The 12,143-nt window shown below is 60.9% G+C and carries 7 protein-coding genes; 3 read left to right on the top strand and 4 right to left on the bottom strand.

Annotation, left to right across the window (positions count from 1 at the left end; translation table 11 throughout):
* The first annotated feature begins 27 nt into the window (after positions 1-27).
* From IPV69_RS04465 to IPV69_RS04455, 3 genes are all read left to right on the top strand, one after another.
* The gene (locus tag IPV69_RS04465) at positions 28-2,595 is read left to right on the top strand and encodes an O-antigen ligase family protein (RefSeq protein WP_206293715.1); all 2,568 of its coding nucleotides are present in this window, start codon (positions 28-30) and stop codon (positions 2,593-2,595) included.
* Between the two features lie 213 nt (positions 2,596-2,808).
* Positions 2,809-3,669 (top strand): Calx-beta domain-containing protein, encoded by an 861-nt coding sequence (locus tag IPV69_RS04460; protein ID WP_206293714.1) that lies wholly within the window; start codon positions 2,809-2,811, stop codon positions 3,667-3,669.
* A 606-nt stretch (positions 3,670-4,275) separates the two neighbouring features.
* On the top strand, positions 4,276-6,303 hold the full coding sequence (locus tag IPV69_RS04455; RefSeq protein WP_206293713.1) for a hypothetical protein: 2,028 nt from the start codon (positions 4,276-4,278) through the stop codon (positions 6,301-6,303).
* Positions 6,304-6,382: 79 nt separating this feature from the next.
* On the opposite strand, the gene IPV69_RS04450 is transcribed toward IPV69_RS04455, so the two are convergent.
* The 4 genes from IPV69_RS04450 to IPV69_RS04435 all read right to left on the bottom strand — a co-directional run bounded on the left by IPV69_RS04450 (position 6,383) and on the right by IPV69_RS04435 (position 12,131).
* Complete coding sequence (locus IPV69_RS04450; RefSeq protein ID WP_206293712.1) at positions 6,383-6,577, bottom strand: hypothetical protein; 195 nt, start codon at positions 6,575-6,577, stop codon at positions 6,383-6,385.
* 60 nt (positions 6,578-6,637) lie between these two features.
* Positions 6,638-7,783 (bottom strand): DUF1552 domain-containing protein, encoded by a 1,146-nt coding sequence (locus tag IPV69_RS04445; protein WP_206293711.1) that lies wholly within the window; start codon positions 7,781-7,783, stop codon positions 6,638-6,640.
* 146 nt (positions 7,784-7,929) lie between these two features.
* Entirely contained in the window at positions 7,930-10,443 is a 2,514-nt protein-coding gene (locus IPV69_RS04440) for a DUF1592 domain-containing protein (protein WP_241179964.1), read from the bottom strand.
* Between the two features lie 143 nt (positions 10,444-10,586).
* Entirely contained in the window at positions 10,587-12,131 is a 1,545-nt protein-coding gene (locus IPV69_RS04435; RefSeq protein ID WP_206293709.1) for an ankyrin repeat domain-containing protein, read from the bottom strand.
* Positions 12,132-12,143 lie beyond the last annotated feature (12 nt).

Here is a 12,143-nt window from a genome sequence, read left to right as displayed (position 1 = left end):
GGCCCGTAAACACCGGCGGCCATCCTTATGAAGACCACGCGTACCGTGCTTCAGCCAGCCGTCGCTCATGAATCGGGTTTAGTTCCAAAGGATCCTGACTTGGGGGTGAATTGGTGGGACGCTTGCTCTGAAACCCTCCTGATCGGGCTTCTGGCATTCATGCCTTTTGCGCTCGGGGTCGTCAGGCCATGGAGTGAACTCGTCGTTCACAGCCTGACTGCCGTGCTGGCAACCATCATCGCGCTCCGACTGCTTGTCAATCCCTTGCGATCTTTTGCCTGGTCCTGGACCTACCTCCCCATTGCACTGTTCCTGCTTCTCGCTGCCTGTCACCTGATACCGCTGCCCAACGGCGTGCTAGCTTCGCTGTCCGCCAGCACTGTCGACGCGAAATCTACGCTGCTCGAGCCCGCCTACCTCGGCGATACCGGATCGACCGCGTTAACGTTCTATGCTCATGGAACGGCGCGTGCTCTTCGGTTGCTTCTTGTTCCGATCACGCTGTTCGTTGTGACAATCAATCTGGTCCAGCGTCCCGAACAGTTGAAGCGGCTGCTTGCCGCCATTGCTGTCATCGGCGGGGCGGTTACCGCGCTGGCGCTCGCGCAGACTCTGAGCGGCACAACCGATATCTATTGGTCACTCCCCATGCCCGGCGGCGCCGTTGCCAGGAGCGGGCCATTCGTCAATCGCGGTCACTTTGCACAATTCACCAATCTCTCGATTGGCGCTTCGATTGGCCTGCTGCTCATCATGTTCAGGGAGTCGCAGGCGGAGCGTTGGCCAACAAAGCACTTCGGGAAAAACCGCAACTTTGAATCCTGGGTGACCTGGCTCATCGGGACTGCGATCGTTGCGGAAGTTGTTGCTGTTGCGTTGTCGTTGTCGCGCGGCGGGGCGGTGGCACTTCTAGTGGCACTAGTCAGCACGGTGGTCCTTCTCAGTTTACTCGGTAATGCCGGGCGTCGAGGCCCCCTCCTGGCGGGCCTACTTCTTGCGGCTTTTGGCGCGGCGATCTACTTCGGCTACGACGCCATGTATCACCGCTTCACCGTCGACTCAGGCGGCACACCTTACGGCGAACGCGAACGCATTCTGCGGGATTCGATCAACCTGTTCCAACAGTATCCGGCGCTCGGAACCGGGTTCGGCACCTTTCAGTTCGTGTTCCCGATGGTCGACTCGGCGACGCTCGGCCTGGTCGCGACTCACGCGGAGAACGAGTACGCACAGATCCTCGTTGAAACCGGCGTCGTCGGGTTGGTCATCGTCGTCGCGTTCATGGCGATGATCGGACGGCACTTCATTGCCAATATCCGATCGACATTTCCGCTTGCGGCGTCGGCGTACGGGTTGGGATTTGGTCTGATCGCCGCTGCCGTTCACAGCTTTACGGACTTCGGCCAGCATTTCCCGGCGATCGGAGGATTGTCGGCAGTCCTTTGCGGATTGCTGGTGAGCCTGTCGCGAATGCGAAGACAAGCGTCGCCGGCTCGAACGGCCACGCCCGCGAGGGTTGCGCCTAGTGGTGGCGTTCGCCGCTTAAGGATCTCCACTGGTATGGCTGCGATGCTCGCGCTGGCCGTAGCGATGGGGATGACACTTCCTGCCGCCGAAGCCGCCCGTCGAGCCGATGCGCATTGGGCCAAGGTGACCGAGCTGGAACAAGTTCTAGCCGCAGATGCTTGGAACAGCGGAACTGAAGCAGACTTTGCCACCCTCATTGCCGAAGCTGCGGCCGCGTCCGATCTGCAACCGGGCGACGTAACCTACCGCTACGGCTTGAATGCACATCGGTGGAGAGCCGTCACGCGGCTTCATGAGGCTTACAGCGAACCGTACATGGCTTACGCACGACGGATCGTGGACGAACTGCATCAGGTTCGGAAGCTCTGTCCAACATTCGGCGCCCCGGTCTCGCTGGCCGGACAGATCGAAGCTTTTGTGCTCGGCGACCCGGCAGGTCCGGATCATGTCCGGCTGGGCTACAAGCTGGCGCCCACCGACGCCGCCGTCTGCTTTGCCTCCGGACGTCTTGAGGTCAGGGAGGGCCAGTGGGAGTCGTCGCTAGCCAACTTCCAGCGGGCGGTGAAAATCGAAGGCCGTCTCCTTCAGGAAGCAATCAATCAATACCTGGAAGTCGCCGAACGGCCGGACCTGGCCCTCGCGTTAGTCAATGACGATCCAGAACAGTTGATGTTCCTGGCCGCGAGGTTCGACAAGGCACCCGTTCCGGAATCCGACGAACCGCCCGCCCGGCCCGAATTGGCCCGCCAGGCGCGGGACCGGGCGTTCGCACTGTACAAAATTCGGTGTGCGTCGCCCGGCCCCACAGCAAACGACTTGGCAGCACTCGCCGATATGCTTCAAGAGCGCGGCGATTCGGCGGCTGCGATCATTGAGTACCGGCGGGCGCTGGCATTGGCATTCACCCAGGTCGAGTGGCGGTTCAACTTGGCAAAATGTTTGGCAGCGGCCGGGCGAAACGCAGAGGCGCTTCGTGAGATCGAGTCCTGCTTACGACAACGTCCCGGCTGGGCTGAGGCTGAGAAGCTGGCCGAGCGCCTCAAAGCGGTCGTGGGCGAAGTTCAATAGACTTGAGTGCAGGCGACTCGGGAATATTGCGTTTTTTTGCGGAAGCACCCGATTGCGCGGTATTTCTGCAAGATATGATTGACGTGCTCCGTTGGGATGCTAACTTTACCTCTGAAGGCATCCTCTGGGAGGGGAGCCTCATGGGTGGCGGTCGATATTGAAAGGCGTTTGAGAATGAATCATCGATCTGAAAAAACGTGCGTAGGATTACGGTTGGCTCTGTATTCCCTTGCCATTGCCCTCTTCGCAACGGGCTCTGCAAACGCCGCGAGCTTCGATCCCTTTAATCCCTCGTCGTCCTCGGGCTCCACCACCGTTACGTCGAGCAGTTCTTCGGTTCAGGTGCCGGCGGTCGCTGCCGGTACGTCGTCTCCCGTTGATCCAAACGAACGGTCTTTCAGTATCTCCGATGCTGGCACTGTCACGGAAGCGGCGGGGGCAACTCTCACGTTTACTGTCACTCTGAACAAGGTATCGAATCAGACGCTGAAGGTCCTGTACTCGACGGCCAACGGAACGGCCGCTTCCGGCATTGACTACGTGATCAAGTCAGGCACATTGACCTTTTCGCCCGGACAGCTTTCCAAGACGGTGACGGTTTCCATCATCGACAACGCCGAGCCCCCGTTCGAATCGAGCGAGTTCTTCTACGTGTCGCTCTACAGCAACAGCAGTGGAACGACGATCTCACGAAGCCTCGGTCGCGGCACGATCCTCGATCCGGTGTCTGCGCTTCCGAAGATTCGGATTTATGACGCCCCGTCCGTGATCGAAGGTAACTCGGGCACCAAGCTGATGTCGTTCCCCGTCACCCTCGACAAGGTTTCCGCTGTCACCGTAAGCGTCAAATACGCAACTGCCGACGGTACGGCCAAAATCTCCTTCAACGACTACGTGGCCAAGAGTGGCACACTCGTCTTCTCGCCCGGTCAGACGAGCAAGACAGTGACGGTCACGATTAACGGCGATACCATCAAGGGTGTGAACGAAACCCTCTTCGTGAATCTCTCGAATCCCGTTGCGGCCACTATCCTTGACGGACAGGGCGTGGGCATCATTCTCAACGACGACTGATCCTCCATCTTCCGCCATCAATCTTCCTGTGCGATCAAAGTCGCACCGCCCGGAACCCCGAGCGGTGCGACTTTCGTTTGGACTGGTCTTTCCATGATCGCTCCCCCCCAAGACAACACCGCCATCATGCTGGACTACACAGGTAAGCCCCGGTGCGTCATGGCGACCGGAATCCTTTTTGGTTCCTGCAGCCAGCGTTTATGATCTTGTACAGGTGGGGCACTCAACGGTCGAAAATGGCGGCGACCGGCCAACTCGCGTTGGGTGCAGTGCGGAGACCTTCGAGCAATGACCAACCGTTTCCTTCTTCTTTGCCTATGCCTGCTCCTAATGCCGACCTCTTTGGTCGCACAGAGCAGCCTCTTTGACGACCCCGATCTTCGGCTACCGGATGTAAAGCGGCCCGGGGTCGGGGTGCCAGGGACGAGGCCCTCGCCGGCGTTGGTAGACCCGGCCGTACCTGCGACGAAACCCACCACCCAGGAGAAGCCAGCCGTTCCTGCGGTACCTACACCGCCAGCCACGCTACCGGCAGTCACTCCTAACCCTGCCACAAAGCCCTCGGTCCCAGTCAATCCGAAGCCTCCCGAGCCTTCGCCGGGACACATGTTCGCGTCCATCTGGGGAGCGCAGATCACACGGGTTGATGGAACGCCTTCGCCAAAGGACGACCTTGAACTGGCAAAGAAGCTGATCGAATCAGCCAGAGTCGCGGTCGAATCTCCGGGCCTTCAACGCCTGATGCTGGAGAAGGCTTACTCGTATGCGATGAAGGACCCCGCAGGCACTGGTGATGCCATGCACGCAGTGATGTCACTTCGCAAGCTCTTCCCCACCGAAGGCGACACCTGGGACGACCGTGCCGTTGCGCTCCAGGAGAAGATCTGGCGGGCGGCCCCGGCCGCAGATCGCCTGATCATTACCGATGTCTATCGACGCATGCTCCAACACGCGGCAGAGCGACAGGTTCGGCTGAACAACTACGTCGAATCGCAGAATCTGGTACGCCGTGCAGCGGAGATGGCGCGCGTGCTTGATGCCGAGGCGATTGAAGAGGTCAAGGAACTTACGCGGGCCATCACCGATCGCCAACGGGTCGATAAGCGGGCGACCGACCTGGTCGAGGCCTTCGCCAAGGGAACGGCGGAAGCCAAGCCGACCACGCTCGCCGAAGCGGCCGAACTGCTCGGCGGTGTCCTTCCGCGCGGTGCCGAAGTGCGCGCGTTGCCCATGGGTGACGACAAAGTGCTCACCTATCTGTCCGGTGTCCTGCGTCAGCCGGCGTCGAAAACCACGTCCGTCCAAGCGGCGTGGATGGGGGACTACTTCCGCCAGGCGGCCGACCGACCCTCCACGCCACCGGCGAAGGGGCCTACGCCATACCGGGTCGCTCTGCTGCGGGTCTCCGCGGCGTGGTACGCGCGGTTCCTGGCGATGCACCTCGAACTCGACTCCGAGCGACTGCGCGTGCTGCTCGCGTCCCAACAGGTCGCCGAAGAACTGTCGCGTGGTCCCCGGCCTCAGGCCTTTGAGTTGGATCGTTACGGAGCTGCACTGCTGACCACTGTTGACGTGGCGCGGAATCGCATCAGCGGCACTTGGGCGCCGACTGGTGGGGGGATGACAGTTACGTCGCCGGCGGTGGCGGCCTTGGCAACGGCAACACCCGCACTGCTCACGCTCCCCGTCTCTCCCGGCGAAGCCTACGAAATCACCATGCAGTTCATGGCCGAAGGTGCCAGCGGTATAGGCTTGGTGCTGCCCGTAGGTGCAGGAGTGGTGACGATCTCGCGAAGCGGGACCGCCTGCACGCTAAGCGAAGTCAAAACGTCGGCGCTTCCGCTCAACTCAGCGATGCCGGATCTCGCCCGCGACACCGATCGCCATACGCTCTACGCGCGCGTCGTCGTCCGCGAAGGCCTGGCGGCGATCCTGATCGCGTACGACGGTGTCGAGATCGGCCGCTGGGAAGGCAAGGCGACGGATCTGACGGTGCCTGCCGGCTACGCACTGCCAGATCGCGCCGCCGTTGGCGTCTTTGCCGTCGGCGGCAAGGCGCAGATCACCGATATCTCGGTCAACGTGCTACGCGGTCAGGCCCGCTTGCTGCCGATTGCCGCGCCTGACGAGTTGCCGCTGGACGGTTCGCGACCACGCGATGCGGTGGTCACGCAGATCAGCCCCTTGTCGTCGTCGTACTACCACAACGGCGTCACGGTGGCCTTCGATGCGGCCGTACCGGGTGGCCCGAGGCTGACGATTACCGAGCCTTCGCAGGAAGCCCGCATCGTCCGCGCCGGATTCCCCGCCCTAATGTCCAACAGCGCCAACCTCGCGCCGCTTCGCACGGATTACAACCGCTACAAGCAGCTCCTGGCGATGGTGCAGTCGGCACCGCAGGCTTACACAGCGGCCGACGCTCAAAAGTTGCATCAGCTTCATCGCGACGTGGAGGTCGCCGTCGCAACTGATGCAAAGCAGCGGAGCGAGAGCGTCTTATTCGCGGCGATGCATCTCCTGGGCGATCGCTATCGCCGTGCGTCGTCGAACTGGGCGACGTCCATTCAGAAGAACACATCGGCAGAGGAGTTTCAGTTGATCGTGAAGTACGGCAAGACGGCCGTTGGCGGGTAGTCGGCGATGGCCGCGCATGCGTGCGCGAACGTGCGCCTTGGTGCGCGTCGGTGCACGAAAGTGCATGCACTACGACAGACTACGGTTGAACAATTTTTGAGAGCATTCGACGCACTTCAGTGGGCAAATCATTCCATCCGTCGATCAGGCGGGCAAGTTCTGCATCGGGTGCGCCGGGTTTTACGCCATTTTCCCCGGGAATTTGCGTGTTTTTCGATGAATTCGAGGGCGCCTCGAATCCTTCCGCGAAACGAGATGAACGCGCAGTGCTCATCTTCGAGATTCATGCTGGACTTCACGACTGGGATTCGACTGGAACCCGATTTTTCGGGCGTCAGACCTCGCCAATCACGCCGGTGCTTGCCCCAAACGATTTTGCTTCGATGTTCATGTGGTGGAGCATTCGAACAAAGAGGTTCGAAAGAAGCATGTTGTTCTCTCGGTCGAACGCGACATGCCCCTGATGTTTGAACGCGCCGCCCGCAAGTAGCACCGGTAAGTTGTGGTTGTCGTGCGACGAAGAGTTGCCCAGGTTGCTCGCGTAGAACACCGCGGTGCGTTCGAGAAGCGTATGGTCGCCTTCGGTGCTGGCCTTCAGCTTCGTCAGGAACTCACCAAAGACCTTGACCTCTGCCTCTTCGATCAGCGCCAATTGCTCCAGTTTTGCCGGGTCCTGCCCGTGATGGGATGCATCGTGGTGACCGATGTTGACCCCGTCAATCTCAGGCCTTTCCTGCGTGCCCAGGAACAGTGACACGACGCGCGTCGAATCCGTCTGGAGCGCCAAATGGACGATGTCGTACCATTGCCTGCTCCGCTGCAGCAGTTCTGGTCCTCCGAAGTCGCTAGTAGGGGTCTTGTACTCTAGCTTTGGCTTGGGGGTGGTACTCCAATGTTCATCCTGCTGGAGGTGCTGCTCGGCTTCGCGGACCGAGGACAGGAACAAGTCCAGCCGCTGCCGGTCGTTGGAACTTACCTTGCCATTGAGGGATTTGATCTGTCCGCCCACGTCGTCCAGGATGCTCCGTCCATCGCGAACACGTTGAACTTCTCGCGACATTTCCTCTGGCGTTCCGGCAATGAACAGCTTCTTGAAGACCTGTGTCGCCCGCTGCTCAGCCGGAATACGTACCCCGCGCCGATTCCAGGCCACATCGCCCCCTCCAAGTACGAGAGATGAGAATCTCGTCTGATTACCGACGTGCGACGCCACTTCCTGGTCCAGTGAGATTCCGTTCTTGATATCCCGTTCGCGAATGAACTCTGGTGCCACCCCGGTCAGTAGGCCGACCTCCGCGAAGTGGCCGGCGGCATACCGGTGCGACATGCCAGAGAAGACCGTGAACTGGTCGCGCAGCGGCTGGAGCGCCTTGAGGTAGCGGCTGGGCTCGTACTTGCGCCCCGCTTGCTCGGGGAAGAAGTTTGGCGCGTACATCCCCAATGGCTGGCCGACCAAAACCATACGGGGAGGCTGGGTCATCGCCTTCCTCGCCTCCGAGGCGCCGGCTGGAATCATGGCGTCCATGAACGGAAGTGCGATTGCGACGCCGGCAGAACGCAGGAATGTCCGTCGGTCAAGTCGGGGAGCTGGCATAGGTCAACCTCTTCTGTGGGACAGACAAATCGCTACTTGTTCAGGAATACCCGGCTTTGCACGACCTCGTGAATCAGGCTTCGGAACCCGTAGTTTCTCGCTCGTACGCTGGCGACGATCTTCTCGACGACCTCGCGGTCGGCGAACTGAATCTCGGCTCCGGTGGAGTACACCAAAAGCTTTTGTGCCAGGTTCCTGGCGAGCTGATCCTTGTCGTTCAATAGAATCTTCTTGTAGTCGTCAATCCCGCCGAACACCTTTCCGTCCGGTGTTACTCCCCCGGTCTCGACGTCCAGCCCACGATACACCGGCCGGCCGTTGAGGTTCTTGAGCTGAACATTCCCTCGATTGCTCTTGACTGTCACACGGTAAAAATCCCGCCAGTTGCCGATCGGATCAAACGTTTCCAGCGCGAAGCCGGGGGGATCGATGTGAATGTGACAGGAAGCGCACGCAGGTGTGTTGCGATGCTTATCAAGCTGCTGCCGAATCGTCGTTGCACCACGAATGTCGGGCTCGATCGCCGGCACATCGGGCGGAGGCGGCGCCGGGGGCTTGCCGACAATCCGCTCCAATACCCATCGACCGCGCAGCACAGGACTGGTGCGGGTTCCGTCGGCGGTTACTTTCAGCACGCTGGCCTGCGTCATCACGCCGCCGCGGTGCGATCCCGGTGGAAGCTTCACCTTCTGAAATGCAGCCCCACTGACGCCCGGAATGCCGTAGACCTCAGCAAGACGCTGATTGATCATCGACCAGTCCGACTCCACAAACTCCAGCAAGCTAAGGTCTTTCCGCAGCACCTCTTCGAAGAACTTCTCCGTCTCCAGCGGCATGGACCAAAGCAGCAGAGCGTCGAAATCGGGGAACAGCTTCGGATCGGGAATCGTCGCGTCGATCTTCCGCAGGTCGAGCCATTGCCCGGCGAAGTTCTTTGTGAAGCGAGCGGCGCCCGGCGAGTTCAACAGCCGTTCGACCTGCGCGTGAAGTACGGCGGGTCGACTTAGCTCATTCCTGGTCGCGGCAGCAAGCAGTTCGGAATCGGGCGAGGTCGAGCACAGAAAGTACGACAGCCGCTGTGCAAGCGAATAGTCATCCAGCAGGGTCGATGTCAATCGGCCGCTGGCATCGGGCGTATTCGCAGGCGAATCGATCAGGAACAGGGAATCCGGGGAGCAGAGGGCCAGCTTGTACCCGTACTGCATCGCGTCATAGAAGCTGTACTTCTCGTCGAGTTTCCTGAGCACACGCCCCACATAAAAGTCCGCTACCTCCTTATTTACTGGCCGCCGGAAGGCCCGAGGAAGAAAGTCGCGAATCAGCCGATCGGCGTCTTTGCGAGGATCGGAAGACGCGGGCTCAAGCGGATCGGAATGCCAGGACTGGGCCGACCGATCAGGCGCGATCGTCGGAACACGGGCTCGCTCAGCTTCGGCTTTTACAACCGACCGCGCCTTCAGCGGAACGCCCGCAAACAAGGTGTTGTAGCTGGGCGGCGGGAACGCATCGATCGGCCCCTCCATGGACATCCACTCGACCAGCAGCCCCGGGCCCGTGTATTCGTCGATCGGCTTCTTGAACTCGCGACTATCCCACGTCGTCAGAAGGTTCACAACGAACGCCTGGCGACGCTGCAGGTCGAACTCCAGTTCGATGACCTGTGGTTTGCAATGTGGTATCTCGCGAACATCCTTGAGAACCGGGGACTCGCGTCCGCTCTGTTCGACCGTCATCAGACCTACCGGGATGGGCTTCCCTTCTCCGCCCACCGCGCAGACCGACATCTTCACGCGGTACCGCCCAGCCGTCGGCGCGAAGCCCGTACTACACAAACCGTACCGGGGCAGTTTGCTGTAGACGATCAAGGCCTCACCCTGCAGCTTGCAGGACCGCCCGAGCGTCTGCTGGAAGTTTGGTCCCTTCTTTGACATCTCCAGACCGGTGCGTCGATCGCTGAACGGGATCGGCGGATGGATCGGAACCACAGAGGTGATCGCCGCCCCGGCGGCCTCCTGGTACCGAAGCAGGTGGGTGGAAGAAAGGTCCAGCACTTTGCTGACATTATCGAAACCGAAAGCCGAGTTGTCTTCCGGCAGCATCTCCTTGAGCGGCACTCGGGTTCCCAGCAGGTCCTGGAGGGTATTCTGATACTCGGTTCCATTCAGCCGCCGGACGACGACCCGCCCGTTCATCTGCTGCTGTTGCAACGAAGCAGTGTGCAGTTGCCCACGGAGGAATTCGACCACACCCTGTGCATCCTGCTGCGACGGACGCGGGCGATTCTTCGGTGGCATTTCCCCGGACAGCAGCTTGTCGTACACATGTGTCCATTGCGTGGACGCGCCTTGGTCGTTGAGATCCGGCGAAAGCGTGTCGAGGCGAAGTCCCGCCTTCTGTGAATCGGGCCCATGGCATCCGACACAGTGCGCCTCGATAAATGGTTGTATTTTTTCGGCAAAGCCGTTCGGCGTCGCCGCTGCCGAGGTAGACGCGACTACCAGGCTCGACCAGACCAGGCTTAACACTAGCAACGGTTCTCTAACCATACGCGTGCCGGATGAAGTGCGATGAAATGAAGTGAAAATCTGCCGAAGCGGCTTCCGCGAGCCGACGCCTGATACCAGCCCTTACCCGTTGTTCGTTCCGCTGTTGAGCCGGCACCGCAATCACCGAACTGAGCGGACGCCACTCACTGTTGAGGCGGCTTGGCTGCCTCGGATCTTGGCGTGGGCGGTGGCGGGGTCACCCCGGCGTCGCGCATCACCTTGTGCAGTGCATCAAGTGTCTCGACGGACGGCTTGAAGTTACCCGGCCGAAACCCCTCGGCGATCGTGACCGGTGTCCAGCCGTATTTGTTCCGCTGATTCCAGACGTCGATCTTCGCCCCACTTCGTGCCAACAACGCCACGACCTTTGGCAGACTCTTGTACGCCGCACCGTGCATTGCCGTCTCGAGATTTTTGTCACGCGTGTTGATATCTCCGCCCAGAGACAGGAGGTACTCGACCGCTGCCACACACTCCGGCTCGGTCCCTGCCTCCTCGGTGGGGGCGAGACACCCGAGGCCCGCCGCTGCCATGATCGGCGTCGCACCGTCGGCGTTCCCCAGTTGTGGATTGGCCCCGGAAGCCACCAGCAGTTTCATCAGTTCCAGGGCGGCCGTTTTCGACGCCAGCAGCAGCGGCGTTGCCCCGGCCATGTTCAGCTTTCCTCTGCCGGGGTTGCCGTTCTTCAGCGGCCTGTTGATGTCGGCCCGGTGTGCAATCAGGAACTTTGCGAACTCGATACTGCTCATTCTTCCCGACCCCTGCGGTGGCGGCTGTCCACCCAGATCATCGCCACGATCGGGCTTGCGAACCCACGACAAGGCATGCAGCGGGGTGAAGCCTGACCGCATGTCATTAGGATCGGCACCTGCGGCAATCAACTCGGTCGCGAGGTCGAAGTGCCCGTTCTCCACTGCAAGCAGCAGCGCACTGGTCCCGTCACGCGGTGCTCGGCCTGCTCCCTTCTCCGTTTTGATCACTTCATTGGCATCAATGCCGGACTTGAGCAGCGTCCGTACAACTTCGATTCGCCCGTTGCGCGCCGCGAACAGAAACGGTGTGAACCCCGAATCGAGCCGCCGACGAAAGTCGGCACCAGCCTTGATCAGCAACTGCACGGCGTCAGCGTGACCGTCGGCAGCGGCCCACATGATCGCCGTCTGTCCCTTCCGATCGGCAGCGTCAACGTTTGCCTTGTGGCGCAGCAACGCCTGAAGGGGCGAGATGCGGCCGGTCCGGGCCGCGGTCATGAGCGCCGTCTCGCCACCGCGCAAGGTCGCATTCGGATCGGCACCGGCCTCGAGCAGCGCGGTGACAATCATTCCGCTCCCGTTGACGCACGCCAGCGAGAGAGGCGTCACACCATATCGATTGGCAGCCTTAGGGTTGGCGCCCGCCGTCAGAAGCAATTTCACCGTCGCGGAATCGTCGCGATGGACCGCCCAGTGCAGGGCAGTAGCACCGTCCGCTTGACCGGTATTGACGTCGGCTCCGGTCTCAATCAGCTTTGCGACGCGCGGCCAATCGGCCTTCTCGGCCGCGTCGGCGAGGGATGCGGGGCGTTCGGCTCCCGTCGCGCCAGACACGACGCCGCACGCAAGCACACAACCCACGAGCGCACCGACGGCGGCGCGGCGCAGCACGCGGTCAATTCGGATCGGTCTGCGTGTCGCGATGAAGTCTGGCATTGAATCCTGCAC

Origin of the sequence: Humisphaera borealis (assembly GCF_015169395.1) — a bacterium.
Classification (GTDB): domain Bacteria; phylum Planctomycetota; class Phycisphaerae; order Tepidisphaerales; family Tepidisphaeraceae; genus Humisphaera; species Humisphaera borealis.
The sequence above is the reverse complement of the archived record's forward strand: the minus strand, read 5'-3'. Positions and strand labels throughout refer to the sequence as shown.

Bases quoted from the DNA above. Each gene is read 5' to 3' on its own strand.
- IPV69_RS04465 (WP_206293715.1), top strand. From the start codon at position 28: ATGAAGACCACGCGTACCGTGCTTCAGCCAGCCGTCGCTCATGAATCG.
- IPV69_RS04445 (WP_206293711.1), bottom strand. From the start codon at position 7,783: ATGACCCAGCCTCCCCGTATGGTTTTGGTCGGCCAGCCATTGGGGATG.
- IPV69_RS04440 (WP_241179964.1), bottom strand. From the start codon at position 10,443: ATGGTTAGAGAACCGTTGCTAGTGTTAAGCCTGGTCTGGTCGAGCCTG.
- IPV69_RS04450 (WP_206293712.1), bottom strand. From the start codon at position 6,577: ATGAGCACTGCGCGTTCATCTCGTTTCGCGGAAGGATTCGAGGCGCCC.
- IPV69_RS04435 (WP_206293709.1), bottom strand. From the start codon at position 12,131: ATGCCAGACTTCATCGCGACACGCAGACCGATCCGAATTGACCGCGTG.
- IPV69_RS04455 (WP_206293713.1), top strand. From the start codon at position 4,276: ATGTTCGCGTCCATCTGGGGAGCGCAGATCACACGGGTTGATGGAACG.